Here is a 19879-nt window from a genome sequence, read left to right on the forward strand (position 1 = left end):
GCAACAACGCTAACCGAGAACGTCATGCTCACCCTGGAATTCCCCGGCTATCGCAAGCTCATCGACGCCATCGATACCGCCGTCAGCAAACCCACCACGCCCGAGATCACCGACAGCCTGCGCAACAGCCTGTGCCGGCTGATCCGCGGCAATGAAGTAAAGCTGCCTGACTGTGTCTTCGAGACCGCCGAGGGGCGCTATGCACGCCGCGAGCTGTACCGCAGCGATGAGCACGGCTATTGCGTCGTAGCGATGACCTGGGGCCCGGGTCAGGGCACGCCGATCCACGACCATTGCGGCATGTGGTGCGTCGAAGGCGTATGGAGCGGTGCACTGGAAGTGGTGCAGTACGAGCGCCTCGGCGAAGTGGATGGCGAATGGCGCTTTCAGCCCGTCGGCTCGATCCAGGCCGGACCTGGCTCCGCCGGCAGCCTGATCCCGCCGCACGAGTACCACACCATCCGCAACCCCAGCGATGACGCCGTGGCGGTGAGCCTGCACATCTATTCCGGCCAGATGACCCATTGCGCCATCTTCAAGCCGGTCGGCGAAAATCACTGCTACGAGCGTAGCGACCGTCAGTTGGGTCTCGACCCGGTGCACTGAACCCGGCATAATGATCAACTGCAATGCCGGTGTGGCGGAATGGTAGACGCGGCGGACTCAAAATCCGCTTCTAGCGATAGAGTGTAGGTTCGAGTCCTATCACCGGTACCAAATCAAAAGGGTCGAGCGAAAGCTCGGCCCTTTTTTGTGCATCAAGATCGCTTGAAGATGCCGGGCAAAGGCCGCTGGCTCCACTGCCATACTCAAGTCGCGCTATTGCGCTCGAGAATGGCTTTCATGTCATCAAAGCCTATGGGTGCCGACGTGTGCTCATGGACAATCCGCCAGCTGCCACCTTCTCGCGACATTCCCCAGGTAAGGCGGTTCTGCATCGCCCTTAGCCTTTCGCCTGCCAGGGACATGCCGGCATAAGTCACGATGGCGCTGAGCAGCGCCCATTCCTGCGCGCCAGTGATCTGGATTTCCTCCATGCTCACGGCCACCGACTCCTCGCCCAGCGAAGCAAACCACTGCTCGACGACTTGGCGCCACTCCATCACACCCTGATGGCACCAGACGCCCCAGGCGTCGAACACTCGCACGTTCTGGCTGTAGAGCTTGATGAAAGCATCGACATCCTTGGCGAGGACCGCTGCTTTGTAGCCTTCGAGAACTTGCATGACCTGCTTGTCGAAATCACTCATCGTCTTCTCCAAGTGCAACACCTAGTTTCAGGTGTTGAGCCTTGGATCGACAAGGTCCGGCTGGCCTATGAAGTTTCGATGGCAAATCGCGCCTGTTCTAAAGAACAAAAATGCACGGATATATTTGAGCCAAAGAAAAAGCGCCCAGGTTTCCCTGAGCGCTTTTCGATTTGGTGGGCCGTGTAGGATTCGAACCTACGACCAATTGATTAAGAGTCAACTGCTCTACCAGCTGAGCTAACGGCCCGACTAACTTTTGAATTGGGGTGGACGATGGGACTCGAACCCACGACAACCGGAATCACAATCCGGTACTCTAACCAACTGAGCTACGCCCACCGTAAACCTTGATGTATTGGCGCGCCCGACAGGAATCGAACCTGCAACCGTCGGCTTAGAAGGCCGATGCTCTATCCGGTTGAGCTACAGGCGCAATGCACTTGGTGCAGAGCAACTGCTGGTCGGGGCAGAGGGATTCGAACCCACGACTTCCAGCTCCCAAAGCTGGCGCTCTACCAAGCTGAGCTATACCCCGATTTCGAACCCTCGATCGCTTGCGCGAGCCGAAGCTTTGAAATGCTACGGGTGTCGCTTCGCTCAGTCAATCCGTATCGAAGCACACCGAACACATCTTTCGTCCGGTCCGCACGGCGATGCTTTGCCTTGCGGCGCGAACCATGATGCGAACATCATGCCCCGCGTTGTAATGGCGCGCCCGGAGAGATTCGAACTCCCGACCACCAAGTTCGTAGCCTGGTACTCTATCCAACTGAGCTACGGGCGCGCTGTAAAACCTTTGCTTTGTCGCGTAACCACCTGAGTGGAAAGCGCCGAAGCGAGAAGCGGAATTATTCAGATTCGGAGCGCGGCCGTCAATACTTTTTTCAGATTTTTTTCATCGAGAGCGAAGATTATTCATTCTTGATGACGACCGGTCTTGCCTGAGCCGTGCATTCTAGCCGTCCAAACCAAGGACGCCTAGGGGCAACTCTCCTCCTAATGCCACCATAAGCAAAGAGGGCGGCCTCATCAGCCGCCCTCTTCGTCATCGATCGCTGGAACCTCTCAGGAGAGCGGATGGCGACTCTGCGTAGCCGGGTCACCCACTTTCGCACCAGCATCGCCGCGCGGCGGCGGAGGCGGTGGTGTGGAGCCTGACGAAGCCGTCTTGGACCAATCCGCCGGCGGACCCGGCATGCGGCCATTCATGATGTCTTCGATCTGATGCGCGTCGATCGTCTCGTACTGCAGCAGCGCATCGGCCATGACATGCAGCTTGTCGATGTTGTCGGTCAGCAGCTGCTTGGTGCGTGCATAAGCCCGGTCAAGAATCTCACGCACTTCCTCGTCGATCTTGCGCGCAGTCTCGTTGGAGACGTTCTTGTGCTGCGTCACGGCGCGGCCGAGGAACACTTCATCCTCTTCCTCACCGTAGGTCATCGGACCAAGCTTGTCGGACAGACCCCACTTGGTCGCCATGTTGCGCGCCATCTTGGTGGCGCGCTCGATATCGTTGGAAGCACCTGTGGTGACCTTGTCCTCACCGAAAATCAGCGCCTCGGCCACACGACCGCCATAGAGCGAGCACAGCTGCGACTCGATCGCCACGCGGTTCATGCTGTATTTGTCGCCTTCCGGCAAATACATGGTGACACCCAACGCACGGCCGCGCGGGATGATGGTGACCTTGTAGACCGGGTCATGCTCCGGCACCAGGCGACCCACGATGGCGTGCCCTGCCTCGTGATATGCGGTGAGCTTCTTCTCATCCTCGCTCATCGCCATCGAGCGACGCTCGGTACCCATCAGGATCTTGTCGCGCGCCTTGTCCATATGACTCATGCGCACGTCGCGAGCGTTCTCGCGCGCGGCGAACAGCGCAGCCTCATTAACAAGGTTGGCGAGATCGGCGCCCGAGAAGCCCGGCGTACCGCGCGCGATAGTCATTGGATCGACGTCAGCGGCTGTCGGCACCTTGCGCAGATGCACCTTGAGTATCTGCTCGCGGCCCTTCACGTCCGGCAGGCCCACTACCACCTGACGGTCGAAGCGGCCGGGGCGAAGCAGTGCGGGATCGAGCACGTCAGGGCGGTTGGTGGCAGCGATGACGATGACGCCCTCGGTGCCTTCGAAACCATCCATCTCTACCAGCAACTGATTGAGCGTCTGCTCGCGCTCGTCGTGACCGCCACCCAGGCCGGCGCCACGATGGCGGCCGACGGCGTCGATTTCGTCGATAAAGATGATGCACGGCGCGTGCTTCTTCGCCTGCTCGAACATATCGCGCACACGGCTCGCGCCGACGCCGACGAACATCTCGACGAAGTCGGAACCGGAAATCGAGAAGAACGGCACTTTGGCTTCGCCGGCAATCGCCTTGGCAAGCAAGGTTTTGCCGGTGCCCGGCGGGCCCACCATCAGCACGCCACGCGGGATCTTGCCGCCGAGCTTCTGGAACTTGCCCGGGTCGCGCAGGAACTCAACCAGCTCGCCGACCTCTTCCTTGGCCTCATCGCAACCAGCGACGTCACTAAAATTGACCTTGATCTGGTCCTCGCCCTGCAGCTTGGCGCGCGAGCGGCCAAAGCTCATGGCACCGCGGCCACCGGCACCGGCCTGCATCTGCCGCATGAACCAGATGAACACGCCCACGATCAGGATGATCGGTAGCCAGTTGAGCAACAGGCCCAATAGCGAGAAGCCATTATTGGAGGGCTCCTGACGCACCTCCACGCCCTTGTCCTGCATCTGCTTGACCACCGAGTTGGTGGAGAAGCCCAAGACCGGCGCGACGGTGCGGAACGAGCTGCCATCCTTTAGCTTGCCGCTGATGCTGGCCGGCTGATCCGCGCTGATCATGGCGGTGGCGACGTTGCCGTTGTCCACGCTCTGCACAAAGCTGCTGTACGGCAGATCGGACGACGATGCGCCATGCGGGTTGAAGCTCTGAAACACCGTGAGCAACACCACGGCGATAATCAGCCAGAGCAACAGATTTTTAGCCATTTCGTTCATGCACGGTTCTCGCCCGGTTGACCGTCACTGACCTTTTTTCCTGTGGCCAGTGCATATACCTCACGCGAACGGGCGCGGGAGGCCTTTGGTTTACGCATAGTTACGCGCGAAAACTCCACGCGCAAGCTACGTAAGTAATCGTCGAAGCCAGCTCCCTGGAACAGCTTGATCAGGAAAGAACCGCCAGGTTTCAGCCATTGGCGGCTGAAATCCAGCGCCAGCTCGGCCAAATCCATGGCGCGGATCTGATCGGCCAGCGCGACACCACTCATATTGGGGGCCATGTCGGACAGCACAAGATCAACCTTCTGGCCGTCCAGGCGGGACTCCAACTCGCGCAGCACAGATTCCTCGCGAAAATCGCCCTGCAGGAACTCAACCCCGCCAATACCCTGCATAGGCAGGATATCCATGGCGATGATGGTGCCGTTGTCGCCCATCCGCTGGCGCACCAGCTGGGACCAGCCCCCGGGAGCGGCCCCCAGATCGACCACGCGCATGCCTGGCTTGAGCAGACGGTCGCGATCGATCAACTCCTCAAGCTTGAAGGCCGCACGCGAACGCATCCCCTCGGCCTGGGCCTTCTTCACATAGACGTCATCGAAATGCTCCCGCAGCCAGCGGGAACTGCTTTTGCTGCGAGACATGTCGGCAACGGCCACAGATACGGGGAGAATGGTCCGCATGATACCCTTTACGGTCCATTCGCCGCGAATCCGAGACTGAACGCATGGCCCTTTCCCCTTCGCAGCGCCGCTACCTGCGCAGCCTCGCCCACGACTTGAAGCCGTTGATCCTGCTCGGCGCCAAGGGCGCTACCGATGCCGTGCTCAAAGAGCTGGACCAGACCCTGTCGCACCATGAGCTCGTCAAGGTGAAGCTGTCGGGCGGCGATAAGGAAGAGCGCGACGCGCAGATCAACTTCCTCGCCGAAGGCACAAAGTCCGAGAACGTGCAGCAGATCGGCCATATCGTGGTGCTGTTCCGCCGCAACGAAGACGAACCCAAGCTCGCCCTGCCCCGCTAAGCCGCCTATGGATCTCTCACTCGACCGTCCTGGCGAATACCTGTTCGTGCGCCGCGTCGGCGCCCGCAGCATCACCGTGATCGACCGCGAGTTCACCCGCAGCCTGTTGCTGGCTCCGGACCGCACGATTGAGGATTGGCCGGTCACTCACGCCGGCGAGCTCGACGCAGAACACGTCGAGACCATCCTGGCCCTACAGCCTGAAGTAGTCATCCTGGGCACCGGCGAACGCCAGGTGTTTCCGGCAGCCGCCTTTATGGCCGGCTTCCTGCGCAAGGGTGTCGGCATCGAAGTGATGGACAACGCTGCCGCCGCACGCACCTACGACTTGCTGGCCGGCGAACACCGGCGCGTGGTCGCTGCCTTTATCCTGCCCCAGAACTGAGCTTTTCGTAGGAGCCCACCCTGTGGGCGAAACCTACGAAGCAGTGGTTATACCGAGTCGCCCGCAGGGTGGGCTCTTACCGTTATCGCGATGGCAGATAGCCCATCGGGTCAACCGGATTGCCGTCGCGGCGGATCTGGAACTGCAGCTCATCCCTGGTCGAACCGGTCGAGCCCATCTCGGCGATCTGCTGCCCGGCGCTCACGCGCTGACCTTCCTTCACCAACCGCTTGCTGTTGTGCCCATAGGCCGACAGGAAGCTGTCGTTGTGTTTGATGATGACCAGCTCGCCGTAGCCGACAAGGCCGTTGCCGCTGTACACCACCACGCCGTCAGCCGCGGCGCGCACCGGATCGCCCGACTTGCCGAGAATTTCGATACCCGGAATCGCATCGCCACTCTGGAAACGCTTGCCCAGGCCGCCGTCCGCCGGCCAGCGCCAATTGACGCCACCGTTTGAGCGAGTCGCGCCCGATGCCACCGGAGCTGGAGGCGGTGTGGCCACCGGGGGCGGGGCATGTGTAGGCGTGGGCGCACCGGCCACCGGTACAACCGACGTGGCACTCGCCGGTGTTGTGCCCGTGGTCACTGCAGTAGCCGCAACTACCGGTGCCGCAGCCACCGGAGCAGTCGGCGCACTAACCGGAGACGGAGAGGCGCCATGTGAGCTCACTGGAGCCGGTGGAGGAACCGTCTGGAAACCCGGCGCCGGACTAGCCGCAGCTGTCGGGTGAGCCGCAACCGGTGCCTGGGAGACCGCCGTAGCGGGATGCGATGCCACTGCCGCAACGGCAGGACGACTCGCCCCAGTGCCTGATGCCGCACCAGTAGAGGACAGCTTCAACGTCTGGCCCGGCCAGATCGTGTAAGGCGCCGCGATACCGTTCCAGGACGCCAGGTCACGGAAATCCACGCCCTTGCGGAATGCGATGGAGTAAAGGGTGTCGCCCTTCACTACCTGATACGTGCCGCCCGGCGCGGCGGCACGCGCTGCCGCCGGGCTGACTGTTTGCCCGCGTCCGCTGCCGGCTGGCTCCACTACCACCGAACTGCGGGGCGATACGCAGGCAGCCAGCGTCAGAGCGGCCGCGATGGGAGCGAGAAAACGAAGATATCCATTCATGCGCGCAGCATACCCAGCCGTAACGGCATTTTCATGCGGGCCTACCTTACCGTTAGCACCAAGCGTTCAGCGCAGCCAGATCCACCACACCAGCAACAAGGCAAGGATCACGATGGCCGCCCAGCCGATGCGCTCAATGTGCTTATGCAGGACGCGCTCGGCCTTCTCGCCGAACAGGCGGATCAGCAGCGCCAGCAGCCACACGCGCTTGCCGCGCCCCACGGCAACGCAAACCAGAAACGGAATGATCGGCACGCCAACAATGCCCGCCGCCCAGGTCACAAACTTCATCGGCACCACCGGCTGCAGCGCCGCCAGCGCCAGCACCACCAATAGGCCGATCCAATGCGTATTCATCTGCGCTCGCAGGCTCTCTACACCTTGCTCGATCGGCGCCAGCAAATGCAGCGCATCGAGTACAGGATGCAGCGCCTGGAACGCCCAATGCCCCAGCGCATAACCCACCAACGAACCAAGCAGCGAGAACAGCAAGCTGATGTTGGCGTAGAAAAACGCCTTGTGCCGCTTGCCCAGCATCATCGGCGCAAGCATCACCTCCGGCATGATCGGGAAGATGAAAGCTTCGACGAAGCTCAGGCCACATAGGTAATACACAGCCCGGGGGTGACGCGCCCAGGTAAGAGCACGGGCGTACAGCGTTCCAAACAGGCGCATCAGGCGCTTCCTTGATGGAGGTGGCGCATCAACCGATGCCGCCAAGCAGCGGCACGAAACTCACCGCACCGAGTTCTTCCTGGATAAAGTCGCCCTGCCCGTCACCGCGCATGCGAATCAACGTCTGGTGGCTCGGCGAACCTACCGGCGCCACCAACACCCCCGTGGGACTCAGCTGATCGAGCAGCTGCGTCGGGATCGCATCACCGGCTGCGGTGAGGATGATGGCATCGAACGGCGCCTCATCCGGCCAGCCCAGTTTGCCGTCGTCATGGCGCGAACGAATGTTGGTCAGCCCTAGCTGACGAAAGCGGCGGCGCGCCTGGCGCAGCAGCTCTTCAATGCGCTCCACCGTAAACACCTGAGGCACCAACGAAGCCAGCACCACGGCCTGATAGCCCGAGCCAGTCCCCACTTCCAGCACCTTCTGCGGCATACCGAACTCAAGCAAGGCCTCAGTCATCCGCGCCACGACCCACGGCTGCGAAATGGTCTGGCCGTGACCGATCGGCAATGCGGTGTTCTCATAAGCGCGCGAGTGCAGCGCCTGGTCAATAAAGTGATGACGCGGCAGATTGCGGATCACGTCGATCACGCGCTGATCGCGAATCCCCTCTTCCTTGAGTTTGGTCGCGAGGCGATCGCGTGCGCGCTGCGAGGTCATTCCCTCGCCCTTGAGTGCGGATGGCGGCAACGGATGCACGTTCACCTCAGGCCGCCTCGTCATCGGTTTTGGCCGCCATGCCGTCAGACAGCACGTGAGCCCAACTGCTTACCTTTTCCAATGCCTGGAAACGGGTCAGATCGACATGAATCGGAGTGACGGACACATAGCCGCGCCGTACCGCGTCGAAATCAGTACCGGGACCGGCATCATCCACATCGCCCGCCGGGCCAATCCACCAGATGGTCTTGCCGCGCGGGTCGGTTTGCTTGATGCAAGGCGCCGAACGATGGCGTTTGCCAAGCCGGGTCACCTCGAAGCCACGGATCTCGTCCCACGGCCGGTCCGGCACGTTGACGTTGAGAATGGTGTCCGCCGGCAGGGGATCGACCAGCAGGCGCTCCATCAGCAGCAGCACGGCCCTGGCCGCCGAGTCGTAGTGCTCGCCCTTGTGATCCTTGCTGACCAGCGATACGGCGATGGCCGGCAAGCCGAGAAAGCGCCCCTCCATCGCGGCCGACACCGTGCCCGAATAGATCACGTCATCGCCGAGATTGGCCGAGTTGTTGATACCCGACACCACGATATCCGGCTCGTAGTCGAGCATGCCCGCCAGCGCCAGGTGCACGCAGTCGGTGGGCGTGCCCGCCACGCGGTAATAACCGTTATCCATCTCCAAGGCGCGGATCGGCGCATCGAGCGTGAGCGAGTTGCTGGCGCCGGAACGGTCGCGATCAGGAGCCACCACCGTGACCTGGCCGACCGCACTCAGGCGTTCGGCGAGCACGCGGATGCCCACTGCATCCACGCCATCGTCGTTACTGACAAGAACTCGCATCATGATCCGTTCAAAGCTGATATCCGGCACGCCGCCCGCAAGCTCCCCGGCGCGCTCCGTAGACCCCGAAGTCTACCCGAGCGGGCCGATGGTTTCACGGCCGCGATCACGTGTGCAGCAGCTTGAAAGCATGCGTCCACTCGTTGTGCAGGAGGCCCGGAATGCACCACAGCATGCATAGCGGCTCGATGGCGCGGGCGGCTTCGATCTTGCCCATATCCGCGGTCTCCCAGCCGAACTGATCGAGAATGCCGCGCACCACCTGCTTCGCCGCATCGTCATTGCCGCAAATAAACATGCTGGGTCTTCCGCCCGGGTAGGCCGGATTGACCATCTGCCTGTTGCCCACCGAATTGAAGGCCTTGACGAAACGTGCCGCCGGAAAGGCCTTCTGCAGCCGCTCCATCAGTGACTCGTCCAGTGTCGTAAAGAACGACAGAACACCGTTCACCGGCGGCCGATCCGCGATCGGATTGGTGGCGTCGATGACCAACTTGCCTACCAGATGATCCGCGCCCGCCAGGGAGAGCGCATCCCTGGCCGCGCCACCCTTGACGGCCAGAACCACCAAATCGCCGAAGGCCGCCGCCTCCGCCATGCCGCCAGCGCGGCCACCCGGGTTGGCCTGAAGCCACGGCTCCAGCTTTGCCACCTCGCGCGTCCCCAGCATGACCTGATGCCCGTGCTTGATAAAGCCACTAGCCAGCGTTTCAGCCACCACACCGGACCCGATAATCCCAACCTTCATATCCGACTCCCGGTTGCGCAGATAGACAGGCAGCTTGCACCCGCACCGGCCAGCCTGCCAGCACCACGGTCACGGAACCGTCGGCGCGTCGGCGCAGTCCATCTTGGTTAGGATGCCTGCCATGAAACGCCGCCCGCCTTCCCCTATCAGCGACGACGATACCCGCCTGTTCCGCGAGGCTATCGGCGAGGTGCGCCGGCTCGACCCGGTTGAGCCGCCGCCAGCCACACCCAAGCCGGAACCGCACCCGCACATGCTGGAAGCCGATGAAGCAGCGGTGCCGGGCGAGCTGCTCGATATGGCTTTTGATCCGGGCGTACTGGAGGTCGGCGAAGAGCTGAGCTACCTGCGCGACGGCTATCCGCCGAAACTGCTCAAACAACTCAAGCGCGGCCAGTTCAGCGTGCAGGACGATATCGACCTGCACCAAATGAATGCCGCGGCAGCGCAAGCCACCATCGCCGACTTTCTCGCTGAGGCACGTCACAACGGCTTGCGCTGTGTGCGCATCGTGCATGGCAAGGGCCTGCGCTCGAAAGCGAGCGGGCCGGTGTTGAAGGTATTGACCGACCGTCTGCTAAGACGGCGTGACGACGTGATTGCCTTTGCTTCGGCAAGGCCGATGCAAGGTGGCACCGGTGCCGTGGTGGTCTTATTGAAAGCGTAGCCGCAGGCCGGAGCCACACCCCAACCTGCCATGCATCACTCCATACGCAGCGAGAACTCGTCTGCGTCCATCCACGCCGGGAACCGCTCGCGGTGAGCCAGCAGTGGCGCGGGATCGATCGTCACCGTCACCACCTGCTCCTGTGAGCCCAGCTCCACCAACGGCTCGCCCACCGGATCAAGCACGGCGCTGTCGCCCGCATAGGGCAGATCATTGCCATCCACGCCAACGCGATTCAGGCCGATCACGTAGCTCAGGTTCTCGATCGCCCGCGCGCGCAACAACGTGCGCCACGGCTGACGACGTGGCGCCGGCCAATTGGCCACGAACAATGCGAGGTCGTAATCCATACCACCCGCCGCGCTTTCCAGACGGCGGTTGCGCAGCCATACCGGGAAACGCAGGTCGTAACAAACCTGCGGCAAGATGCGCCAGCCCTTCAGCTCGACAATCAGTCGCTCGTTGCCGCCACCATAGCGAGTGTGCTCGCCAGCCATGCGGAACAAATGCCGCTTGTCGTATTGCGCATAGCTGCCGTCAGGTCGTGCCCACAGCAGACGGTTGTACACCGTGTCGCCTTCGCGAATGGCAAGACTGCCGCAGATGACAGCATCCACTTCGCCGGCCAATGCACGTAGCCAGGCCACGCCTTCGCCGTCCATGGTCTCGGCACTGGCACGCGTGTCGTTGCTGAAACCGGAAAGAAAAGTCTCCGGCAACACAATCAAATCGCTCTGTCCGGCCACGCTGCGTACCAGGGCACCGTAGTAATCGCGATTGGCCGGTGCGTCGTGCCACCGTGTGGCACCCTGCACCAGACTCACTTTCAGAGTTTGCATAGGCGCTCCGCGGCGGCTTCCATGGTGGCGTCGCTCTTGGCGAAGCACAGGCGAACCAGACGCGTATCAGGAGCGGTTTCATAGAACGGCGCCAAAGGAATCGCAGCCACGCCGCCTTCCTTCACCAGCCACTCGCAGAACGCAACATCCGACTCATCGCGAATCGCCGAGTAGTCCACCAACTGAAAATAACCACCTGGCACATCCAGCAACTTCAGCCGCGACGGCTTGAGCAGCGCACGGAAACGGTCACGCTTGGCCTGATAGAAGGCCGGCAATTCCAGATAGTGCTCCGGCGTGCTCGCCATGAATTCGGCGAACGCCAACTGCGCCGGGTGAAAGGTGCAGAACGTGAGGTACTGATGCACCTTGCGGAACTCGGCCGACAGCGCTTTCGGCGCCACCGCATAACCGAGCTTCCAGCCGGTGCAGTGGTAAGTCTTGCCAAACGACGACACCACAATGCTGCGCTCGGCCAGCTCGGCATGGCGAAGCACGCTCTGATGCTGCGCGCCATCGAACACGATGTGCTCATACACCTCGTCAGAGAGCACCACAATCTCGGTGTCGCGCACGATCGCCGCCAGCGTGTCGAGATCGTCCGCCGACAACACCGCACCCGACGGGTTGTGCGGACTGTTGATCAGGATCATCCGCGTACGCGGCGTGATCGCATCACGCACGCGCTGCCAGTCGATACCGAAGCTCGGCACCGTCAGCGGGATATGCACGGCCTTCGCACCCTGCAGGTCGATGGCCGGCTCATAGCTGTCGTACGCCGGGTCGAACACGATCACTTCATCGCCCGCACGCACGACGGCAGCAATAGCGGCGAACAGGGCCTCGGTAGCGCCGGAGGTCACCGTCACATCCGTATCGGCATTGATGCGGCGCCCATACATGCGCTCGGTCTTCAGCGCGATCTGCTCGCGCAGCGGCGCCAGCCCGATGCCCGGCGCATATTGGTTGCGGCCTTCGGCCATCGCGCGGGTGATCGCATCGCGCAATGCTTCCGGCGGCTCAAAGTCCGGAAAGCCCTGCCCCAGGTTGACAGCCTTATGTTCCAGCGCGAGCTGACTCATCACACTGAAGATGGTGGTCCCCACCTTCGGAAGCTTGGTTTCGATATGCATGGGCTCAGGGATTTGGAAGGCCAAACGGAATGCTAGCACGCCCCATCGATCACACTTCCGGCAGCGGGCGCTTGCTGCATTCCTCATGCTTCTGCAGCGTGGCGGAAGGCAGCCGCTCGGCCAGGAAGTCGACGAAGGCACGCACGCCGGGCAACAGGCCGCGGCGGCTGGGGTAGACAAAGTGCATGGTGCCTTCGGGCACGCTCCAGTCGGGCAGCACTACTTCGAGCTCGCCACGGGTGATCGCCGGTGCACACACGAATTCCGGCAACAGCGTGATGCCTATGCCGCGCCGCGCCGCTTCCAGCAGCACCACAAAGTCACCGCAGATCAGGCGCGGCTGGATGTCCACCACGACACGCTCGCCGTCGGCGCCGATCAGCTCCCAACTCTGCGCACCCTCATGCTCGTTCATGGCCAGCGCCGGGATCGCCGAGAGATCCGACGGCATCTGCGGGCGCCCCACCTGCTTGAGCAAGGCCGGACTAGCCACGGGCAGCACACGCGACTGACCGAACGTACGCATGACCAGCGTCGCATCGGTATCCAGCTTGCTACGCACGCGGATGGCGAGGTCGAAACCCTCGCCAATCAAATCCACGCGACGGTTGGTCGCCTGCAATCGCACCTGCACCTTCGGATGCTGCGCCAGGAAGTCGGGCAGCACGTGCGCCACGATGGTCTGCGCCAGCGAATTGGGACAGCTCACGCGCACCACGCCACGCGGCTCGGCGCGCAACTCGTCCACCGCATCCTGCGCGGCGCGCGCTTCTTCCAGCACGGCACGGCAATGCGTGTAGAACCGCTCGCCGACTTCCGTCACCACGAAGCGGCGCGTGGTCCGTTGCAGCAGACGCACACCGAGGCGCTCCTCCAGTTGGGCGATGCGCTTGCTCAGGCGCGACTTGGGGACACCCAGCGCACGGCCGGCGGCGGAAAAACCACCGTGTTCGACCACTGAGGCAAAGAAATACAGGTCGTTCAAATCCTGCAGGGCGCCATCCAGTACGATCATCACTGTTCCCATTTTCGAACAATTAGTTCAGAACAGGCCGACTTATCGAGCCATTGTTCCAAGTATATCGTTATTCCCGTCGCCGGCCAGACCGGCTCGTGATCGAGGAATTGCCATGAAACTGCTGCATATCGACTCCAGCTCCCTGGGTAGCCACTCCGTTTCCCGCGGCCTGACCGCCGCCATCGTAGCCGAGCTGGTCCGCGAACAGCCGGGCCTGGAAGTCATCTATCGCGACCTGGTCGCTCAACCACTGCCGCACTGGACTCCGGTGGCGGACGCCGCTGATCCCGCTGCCCTGCTGGGCAACGAGGTGATGGAGGAATTCCTGGCCGCCGACGTCATCGTGGTGGGTGCGCCGATGTACAACTTCAGCATTCCCAGCGCGCTGAAAGCCTGGCTCGACCGCGTCTTGGTCGCCGGCAAAACGTTCCGCTACACCGAGAATGGCCCGGAAGGCCTGGCCAAGGGCAAGCGCGTGATCATTGCCTCCAGCCGCGGCGGCATCTACACCGAAGGCACCAGCGGTGCAGCCGTGGACTTCCAGGAACCCTACCTGCGCGCCGTGCTCGGCTTTATCGGCATCACGGATGTGGAGTTCGTCCGGGCTGAAGGCGTCAACCTCAGCGCCGATCACAAGACCGAGGCACTGAAGACTGCCCAGGCCTCGATCGGTGTGGTGGCAACCCGCAAGGCCGCCTGATCCACCCAGCTTTAAAAGCCACCCCAGGCCAACGCCGCGCAGGTCATCGCGCGGCGTCGGTTTTTCCGGCGGTATAAACCGCCTTGCCGTCCACCCAGGTACTGAGGGGTTTCAGGTCGGCGATCTGTCGCGGCTCGATGGTCAGCGGATCGGCGTTGAGCAACACGAAGTCCGCACGCATGCCCGCCTTGAGCATGCCCACCTCTCGCTCCATGAAACCCGCATAAGCCGCCGCACGGGTAAAGCCCACTAGCGCCTGGATGCGACTCACCTTCTGATCCGGCAACCAGCCGCCCGGCGGCTGGCCCGCCAGATCCTGACGGGTGATCGCGGCGTACAGACCCAGCATCGGGTTCACGCTTTCCACCGGGAAATCCGAGCCAAAGGCCAGCGGCACGCGCTCGTGCAGAAAGCGCTGCCACGCATAAGCGCCCTTCAAACGCTCGGTACCCAGGCGTTGCGCGGCCCAGGGCATGTCCGACGTGGCATGCGTCGGCTGCATCGACGCGATCAAATGCAATGTGGCGAAGCGCGGAATGTCATCCAGCGCCACGATCTGCGCGTGCTCCACGCGCCAGCGATGATCCGTCTCCGCATCCTTGCCCAGCACCGCCTGATAGGTGTCGAGCACCATGCGGTTGCCGCGGTCGCCAATCGCGTGCGTCGCTACCTGTACTTTGCAGCCACGCGCCTTCGCCACCGCCACGCGGTAGTCCTCTGGCGACGTGACGAAGATGCCCTTGTTGCCATGATCGTCGCTGTAGTCGCTCAACAAGGCGGCGCCACGGCTGCCCAGGGCGCCATCCATATAGAGCTTCACCGTATGCATGCGCAGGCGGCCGCTCGGATCGATCCACTGCCCGCCTTGCGCGCACAGCCAATCCAGCGCGGCGTGATTGCCGTCGGCCATTTCATAGAGGCGCAGCGGGATCTCGCCATCCTTCGCCATCTGCTGCAGCACTTTGAAGTCGTCCAGGCTCACGCCAGCGTCATGCACGCCAGTAAGGCCTGTCGCCACGGCATCGTCAAAAGCATGCTTGTAAGCCTCGCGCGTCTGCGCCGGAGTCATCGGCGGAATCGCGCTTTGCACCAAATCCTGCGCGCCATCCACCAATACGCCACTGGCCCGCGTGCCCACGCGCTGGATGCGTCCGCCGTCCGGCTGCCAGTCGCCATCCAGCGACTTCTTCGCCCGCTTCATCGCTGCCGTATTCACCCAGGAAGCGTGGCCATCGACACGTTCCAGATAAACCGGCCGATCAGGAAAGGCCGCATCCAGGTCCGCCGCGCTCGGGAAAGATTTCTCAGGCCACAGGTTTTGATCCCAACCGCGACCGAGCACCCATGCGTCCTTCGGCAGCGAAGCCGCCCAGGCTTGCAAGCGCTTGACCACTTCCGCCTTGGAACGCGCGCCAACCAGGTCCGCCTGGCTGCGCAGCACACCCAGCCCGAGCAGGTGTCCATGCGCATCGATTAGCCCCGGGATGACCGTGGCGCCGTGCGCATCCACCGACTTGGCATCGCGATACTGCGCCTGCAATTCACTGGTAGTGCCCACGGCGAGCAACCGGCCGTCATCGCCCCAGGCCAGCGCGGTAGCCTGCGGCTTGTCGGGATCCAACGTGTGAATATGGGCGTTGACCAACAAGGTGGTCGCCTGCAACGGCAGCACAGCCATCGCCAGTACCGCGACCAGGGCGCGGCGGATCGACATCGACATGAGCGGCATCCGTCAGATAGATCGCCGCACTTTGCCCAGATCACTGGGGTGAAACAAGCGCCGAAGGCGGAGCGTAGTCATCCGGCCCCTTCCGCCGGAGCCTTCGTGCAACGCAGGTCTCTATCCCTTCAGGCCGCGGCGACCAGCGGAATGGGTTCCGGCCGGGCGTACTGCGCAAGACGGATCGAGGATTCCGGCCCCGGCATCTCGACGCACACCGAGCGTCCGGAACGCGCGTGTTCGTCGCGTGCCACTTCACGCGCCAGGGTAATCGCCGGTCCGAGCCGCAAATCACTGAACAGGGAAAAGCCCGAACGGCACACACTCCACTGACCTTCGGGCGACTGCTTGAGCGAGTAGACGATCATCTGCGCGACCTGTGCGGTGGTAGGAGGCCGGGTCATCGGAAGGCTTAGCGGGCACGGCCGCATCTTCCTGACTCGCCGACTCGGAAAGAGTGCCCTTTCCTATGGAGTTCTCCTATCGGCTCCTTACCCAGGTGTTTGTAGGCATGAGACTACTTGTGTGTCGGCGCGATGCGACGCTCACCACAGGATGCATTCCTCAAGGCGCTTAGTGTCTTGCCGCCGCCAAAACCAAAATCACCTCAAATAAACCCATCAATCCATTGGATTCATTGAATTTATTCGAAGACCGGCGTACTCACCTGACCGTTGGACACCCCCAGAAATAGAAAAGGCGCCCCGTACCTAGTCCGGGGCGCCAAAGCCTTGGCTCAGGGGCGTGAGCCATGCAGAAGAACACCCCGGTCATCGGCTGGCGCGGGCGTTTCGCCCACCGCCTGACTCACGGGGCAGAGATAGCTTGCGCCGATCCCTTGCGACGACCTAGCGGGGATCGGCGCGTCGTTCTGTAGGGCTTTTCCTATCAGATTTCTACGGCGCTTAATCCGGCTTCGCTGCGGTGGATGCCGCGGCCGGCGCCGGCCGCACTCGCGACTGCAGATAAGCCGCTACATCCTGCTTGGATATCTTGCCGCGATGCTCGCGATCGATCTGGTCGAAGTGGCTCGCAATGAACGGCACGTTGCCCGCCTTGGCCTCGTCCTTGGTCAGCAGGCCATCGTGATCGCGATCTGCAGCATCAAAGTTCTTGGACACCACATCCAGCTTGGAGGCCAACCGCCCGACCCCGGCCTGGGCTGAAGCCCACATCGGCAGGCCAAGACCAACGGCAACAATCAACGCGGCACGCGCTATGCGATACATGGGAACTCCTTCAACACGATGAAAACAGAGCCCTTGATTATTTACCAAGGTCCTCTCGGGCTGAAGCATCTGCGGACGGCAAATTACGTTTGTCCGAATTCCCCAGCACGGTAGCGGCGCTGATGGCGTCGTCGCGATTCGCGAAACGTTTCGCCGTAACGCCAAAACGCCCCCGAACAGCCATGCCATCCTGCAAGAGACGCCAGCCGCCCCGCCACAACCCTGAGGCATCCGGCCCATCAGCCCAGGCCTCGATCAAAACGAGCGGCATATGCGTCCCCAACGAGGCGGTAAGGATTCGACCCTAGCCCCATTCCATGACACTAGCAATCAAGCCACTCGCAGGGCGGCGTTGCAGGGACGTAACAACTCGACCCGTCCGTAGGAGTAGTGTGTAAAGAAATAGCTGGATCACGCCCCCGACATGGAGGCGTTGTGGCACCACCGCATGCACAAGGCACCACGTGCATACGTGTGTAGAAACAAGACGGTTCGACCACCTGTCGATTGGAGTTAGGCCGACCACGTAGCGGTTTTCCGGATACGGCCAGCTTTCACTCTCCAGTTCGCGACGCACTCTCCCGCACTTTGGAGAGCCCGAAACCTTCGGCCTGTCGATACGGCAGCCGATCTCCAGCGAGCCCATTCATGAATCCACCGCCCAAACCGCTTTCGCTTGCCAGCATTCACGACGTCTACAGCGGCGCCACACACACCAAGCCCGAACGCAGCACCGAAGAAAAAGCCGCGCCGGCTTATCGCACGACAAAGCAGTTTGCGAGAGACCCCGCGCACCCCGGCACCGCTCCCACACGCCCGACGGCACCGAATACGCGCATTCGCAGCCGGTAAGCGCCTGAGGTCAGGCCACCTGGCCTCCAACCCGCGCAGGCATCCATCCGAAAGGCCATCGCAAGATGGCCTTTCTTGCGTCGGCACTCGTCAGTGCTCAAGCCGGTGCGTTCCTAATGATCGGCCAGGATCTTCACGAACTCATCCGCGATGACCGCTGTGCTGAAGTGCTCCTGCACGTACAACCGCGCCGCCTCGGCCATCGGCCGCTGAAACGATGCGTTGCACATCTTCAGAATGGCGCGGCGCCATGCATCCGCATCACCTGGCGGCAGGAGCACCCCTGTCACATCCGGACGCAACGTTTCGGGCACGCCACCAACGTTGCTCGCCAGCACCGGAACCCCCGATGCCTGCGCCTCGATCGAAACGCGGCCAAACGTCTCCGGTGCAATCGATGGAAACGCCAACATCGACATCGCGCTGTAATAGGGACTGACGTCGTGCGTCCAGCCGAGAAAGTGATGCCGTGTTGCGACCGGCCCTGCGGCGACACGGGCACGCAGATCCTGAGCCTCTGGACCATCACCCACCCAAAGGCAATGCAGCCGCGGCTCTTCCGCCATAGCCGCCGTCGCTGCTTCGAGCAAAGTGAAAATCCCTTTGCCCCCGTGCATGCGTCCGGAATAGCCCAGCACGATGGCCTCATCATCGATGCCAAGCGATTGCAGAGTCGCACCTCGCTTACGTGCATCTGGCCGGCATCGCGCCAAGTTGACCGGGTTATAGAGCACGCGCACCAACCCGGCCGGCACGCCGCGATCCAGATACGCCTGCCGGGCATAGTTCGACACCGCGAAAAAACGCTGCGCCAGACGCGGAATCAGGTAGGCCGAGAGTCGCTTCATCGGCGGCGTGCGATGACGAAAGAGCGCCACCGGCACGCCAAGCAAACGCCCCATCACAATCAGCGGCCAGTACTCCTTGCCGAAGTTGCCCACCAGCCAATCAGGTTTCGATTGTTTTGCCGCCGCCATCACCTTGGCGTAGCCACGTAGGTCATAGGCATTACGGAACGTGGCGCCGTACAAACGGACTTCGGAGTGGGCCAGTTCTTTCGCAATCAGGCCGCCTGGATAAGCGACCACATCGACCGAATGCCCCACCTCCACCAGCGCCTGCGCCAGCGCGACGAAGTGTGTCGCCCCGCCGGTGTTCTCCGGATTGGTGCCCACGAAAAGAAACTTCATGCACGCCGATCCTCATAACCGGTCAGCGTGCGCATAGCGAACTGGGGCAGGAAATGGTGTCTCGCCACCTGTACCCGCGGCAGCCGCCAAAGATCCGAACCGGGCACCGCACGCCCGCGACGCGTGGTCGTGGCCGCCGTATAACCGGCTTCCCGGGTAGCGATGGCGACGCGATCATCCGCGTCGCCATAGGGGTAGCAGAACTGCGTAACCTCCAGGCCCAGGCGATCTTCCAGATCGACCTTGCTGCCCCGAATTTCGTTGCGTAACTGGCGATCGTCGCAATGCGTCAAACGGGGATGCGTTTGCGAGTGCGCACCAATCTCCATGCCACCGCTGTGCCAGGCCTGCAACTCGTCGACTGACATCAGGCGTTTGCGAATACCCAGGCGCTCCGCGTCCCACGTATTGAAACGGCCAACACTTCCACTGACGGCATAAACCGTTGCGCTGAAACCGAACCGTGACAGCACTGGCAGCGCAGACTCAAGATTGTCGACATAGCCATCGTCGAGCGTGATGACGACGACACGTCCCTGACGTTCGCCTCGTAGGTAAGGCATGGCGGCGGACATCGACAAACCTGTATAGCCAAGCCGATGCAGCAACCACATCTGGCGGGCAAACGTCTCGGGGCTGACGTACAAGCTGCGATAGACGCGCAGATCGCGCGGTGCAGGCGCGATGTTGTGGTACATGAGAATGGGCAGTCTGTCGTTACCGCGGGATACCGCTTGCGCCATGTCTCCGCTCCGGAAGGCTTGCTCCAACCTGACTCACGCTGTCAGGCCAATGCCGAATCGTGG

Annotated in this window: 22 protein-coding genes and 6 tRNA genes; 7 read left to right on the forward strand and 21 right to left on the reverse strand. The window is 62.2% G+C overall.

Going from position 1 to position 19879, the window contains the following annotated elements:
- Positions 1-24 precede the first annotated feature (24 nt).
- The gene (locus tag ISS97_RS18920) at positions 25-606 is read left to right on the forward strand and encodes a cysteine dioxygenase family protein (protein ID WP_379984620.1); all 582 of its coding nucleotides are present in this window, start codon (positions 25-27) and stop codon (positions 604-606) included.
- Positions 607-631: 25 nt separating this feature from the next.
- Positions 632-717 (forward strand) — tRNA-Leu (locus ISS97_RS18925).
- 92 nt (positions 718-809) lie between these two features.
- Here the strand turns inward: ISS97_RS18925 and ISS97_RS18930 are convergent.
- The 8 genes from ISS97_RS18930 to rlmE all read right to left on the reverse strand — a co-directional run bounded on the left by ISS97_RS18930 (position 810) and on the right by rlmE (position 4912).
- A complete protein-coding gene (locus ISS97_RS18930) occupies positions 810-1250 on the reverse strand; it encodes a YybH family protein (protein ID WP_379984619.1) in 441 nt (146 codons plus the stop codon).
- A 171-nt stretch (positions 1251-1421) separates the two neighbouring features.
- Positions 1422-1497, reverse strand: a tRNA-Lys gene (locus ISS97_RS18935).
- Positions 1498-1512: 15 nt separating this feature from the next.
- Positions 1513-1589: transfer RNA gene (locus ISS97_RS18940), tRNA-His, on the reverse strand.
- A gap of 17 nt (positions 1590-1606) precedes the next feature.
- Positions 1607-1683, reverse strand: a tRNA-Arg gene (locus ISS97_RS18945).
- Between the two features lie 25 nt (positions 1684-1708).
- Positions 1709-1785: transfer RNA gene (locus tag ISS97_RS18950), tRNA-Pro, on the reverse strand.
- A gap of 172 nt (positions 1786-1957) precedes the next feature.
- Positions 1958-2034: transfer RNA gene (locus ISS97_RS18955), tRNA-Arg, on the reverse strand.
- A gap of 281 nt (positions 2035-2315) precedes the next feature.
- Positions 2316-4265 carry an ATP-dependent zinc metalloprotease FtsH gene (ftsH, locus tag ISS97_RS18960; RefSeq protein ID WP_379984618.1) on the reverse strand — a complete coding sequence of 650 codons (1950 nt, stop codon included), beginning with the start codon at positions 4263-4265 and terminating at the stop codon, positions 2316-2318.
- Positions 4262-4912 (reverse strand): 23S rRNA (uridine(2552)-2'-O)-methyltransferase RlmE, encoded by a 651-nt coding sequence (gene rlmE, locus ISS97_RS18965; RefSeq protein ID WP_379984679.1) that lies wholly within the window; start codon positions 4910-4912, stop codon positions 4262-4264. The genes ftsH and rlmE overlap by 4 nt, the downstream gene beginning before the upstream one ends.
- A gap of 83 nt (positions 4913-4995) precedes the next feature.
- Between rlmE and yhbY the strand changes: the two genes are divergently transcribed.
- Both yhbY and ISS97_RS18975 read left to right on the forward strand, forming a co-directional pair.
- Positions 4996-5292, forward strand: a complete 297-nt coding sequence (gene yhbY / locus ISS97_RS18970; RefSeq protein WP_379984617.1) for a ribosome assembly RNA-binding protein YhbY — start codon at positions 4996-4998, stop codon at positions 5290-5292.
- Positions 5293-5299: 7 nt separating this feature from the next.
- Entirely contained in the window at positions 5300-5677 is a 378-nt protein-coding gene (locus ISS97_RS18975) for an Mth938-like domain-containing protein (RefSeq protein WP_379984616.1), read from the forward strand.
- A gap of 82 nt (positions 5678-5759) precedes the next feature.
- Here ISS97_RS18975 and ISS97_RS18980 read toward each other — a convergent pair whose 3' ends face one another.
- From ISS97_RS18980 to ISS97_RS19000, 5 genes are all read right to left on the reverse strand, one after another.
- Positions 5760-6800, reverse strand: a complete 1041-nt coding sequence (locus tag ISS97_RS18980) for a peptidoglycan DD-metalloendopeptidase family protein (protein ID WP_379984614.1) — start codon at positions 6798-6800, stop codon at positions 5760-5762.
- Between the two features lie 66 nt (positions 6801-6866).
- Positions 6867-7475 (reverse strand): YqaA family protein, encoded by a 609-nt coding sequence (locus ISS97_RS18985; protein WP_379984613.1) that lies wholly within the window; start codon positions 7473-7475, stop codon positions 6867-6869.
- A 28-nt stretch (positions 7476-7503) separates the two neighbouring features.
- Complete coding sequence (locus ISS97_RS18990) at positions 7504-8184, reverse strand: protein-L-isoaspartate(D-aspartate) O-methyltransferase (RefSeq protein WP_090451372.1); 681 nt, start codon at positions 8182-8184, stop codon at positions 7504-7506.
- A gap of 1 nt (position 8185) precedes the next feature.
- Positions 8186-8977: a 5'/3'-nucleotidase SurE gene (gene surE, locus ISS97_RS18995; protein ID WP_379984678.1), complete on the reverse strand. Its 792-nt coding sequence runs from the start codon at positions 8975-8977 to the stop codon at positions 8186-8188.
- Positions 8978-9083: 106 nt separating this feature from the next.
- Positions 9084-9725 carry an NADPH-dependent F420 reductase gene (locus tag ISS97_RS19000; RefSeq protein WP_379984612.1) on the reverse strand — a complete coding sequence of 214 codons (642 nt, stop codon included), beginning with the start codon at positions 9723-9725 and terminating at the stop codon, positions 9084-9086.
- 121 nt (positions 9726-9846) lie between these two features.
- Here ISS97_RS19000 and ISS97_RS19005 point away from each other — a divergent pair, with 121 nt between their 5' ends.
- The gene (locus tag ISS97_RS19005) at positions 9847-10392 is read left to right on the forward strand and encodes a Smr/MutS family protein (RefSeq protein WP_379984611.1); all 546 of its coding nucleotides are present in this window, start codon (positions 9847-9849) and stop codon (positions 10390-10392) included.
- Positions 10393-10427: 35 nt separating this feature from the next.
- Here ISS97_RS19005 and ISS97_RS19010 read toward each other — a convergent pair whose 3' ends face one another.
- From ISS97_RS19010 to ISS97_RS19020, 3 genes are read right to left on the reverse strand one after another with little or no spacing between them, the layout of a single operon-like run.
- Positions 10428-11231 carry an amidohydrolase gene (locus tag ISS97_RS19010; protein ID WP_379984610.1) on the reverse strand — a complete coding sequence of 268 codons (804 nt, stop codon included), beginning with the start codon at positions 11229-11231 and terminating at the stop codon, positions 10428-10430.
- Positions 11219-12364, reverse strand: a complete 1146-nt coding sequence (locus ISS97_RS19015; RefSeq protein WP_379984609.1) for a pyridoxal phosphate-dependent aminotransferase — start codon at positions 12362-12364, stop codon at positions 11219-11221. Before ISS97_RS19015 ends, ISS97_RS19010 begins: the two co-directional genes overlap by 13 nt.
- A gap of 49 nt (positions 12365-12413) precedes the next feature.
- Positions 12414-13379 (reverse strand): LysR substrate-binding domain-containing protein, encoded by a 966-nt coding sequence (locus tag ISS97_RS19020; protein WP_379984608.1) that lies wholly within the window; start codon positions 13377-13379, stop codon positions 12414-12416.
- Positions 13380-13494: 115 nt separating this feature from the next.
- On the opposite strand from ISS97_RS19020, the gene ISS97_RS19025 reads away from it, so the two are divergent.
- A complete protein-coding gene (locus tag ISS97_RS19025) occupies positions 13495-14082 on the forward strand; it encodes an FMN-dependent NADH-azoreductase (protein ID WP_379984607.1) in 588 nt (195 codons plus the stop codon).
- Between the two features lie 43 nt (positions 14083-14125).
- Here ISS97_RS19025 and ISS97_RS19030 read toward each other — a convergent pair whose 3' ends face one another.
- From ISS97_RS19030 to ISS97_RS19040, 3 genes are all read right to left on the reverse strand, one after another.
- Positions 14126-15802 carry an amidohydrolase gene (locus ISS97_RS19030; RefSeq protein WP_379984606.1) on the reverse strand — a complete coding sequence of 559 codons (1677 nt, stop codon included), beginning with the start codon at positions 15800-15802 and terminating at the stop codon, positions 14126-14128.
- Between the two features lie 128 nt (positions 15803-15930).
- Complete coding sequence (locus ISS97_RS19035; RefSeq protein ID WP_379984605.1) at positions 15931-16206, reverse strand: hypothetical protein; 276 nt, start codon at positions 16204-16206, stop codon at positions 15931-15933.
- Between the two features lie 501 nt (positions 16207-16707).
- Complete coding sequence (locus ISS97_RS19040) at positions 16708-17031, reverse strand: EF-hand domain-containing protein (protein WP_379984604.1); 324 nt, start codon at positions 17029-17031, stop codon at positions 16708-16710.
- Between the two features lie 648 nt (positions 17032-17679).
- On the opposite strand from ISS97_RS19040, the gene ISS97_RS19045 reads away from it, so the two are divergent.
- A complete protein-coding gene (locus ISS97_RS19045; protein WP_379984603.1) occupies positions 17680-17883 on the forward strand; it encodes a hypothetical protein in 204 nt (67 codons plus the stop codon).
- A 113-nt stretch (positions 17884-17996) separates the two neighbouring features.
- On the opposite strand, the gene ISS97_RS19050 is transcribed toward ISS97_RS19045, so the two are convergent.
- Positions 17997-19073 carry a glycosyltransferase family 4 protein gene (locus ISS97_RS19050; RefSeq protein ID WP_379984602.1) on the reverse strand — a complete coding sequence of 359 codons (1077 nt, stop codon included), beginning with the start codon at positions 19071-19073 and terminating at the stop codon, positions 17997-17999.
- Positions 19070-19816 (reverse strand): polysaccharide deacetylase family protein, encoded by a 747-nt coding sequence (locus ISS97_RS19055; protein ID WP_379984601.1) that lies wholly within the window; start codon positions 19814-19816, stop codon positions 19070-19072. Before ISS97_RS19055 ends, ISS97_RS19050 begins: the two co-directional genes overlap by 4 nt.
- Positions 19817-19879 lie beyond the last annotated feature (63 nt).

The sequence above is a fragment of the Dyella koreensis genome, from assembly GCF_044904565.1.
Lineage (GTDB): Bacteria > Pseudomonadota > Gammaproteobacteria > Xanthomonadales > Rhodanobacteraceae > Dyella_D > Dyella_D koreensis.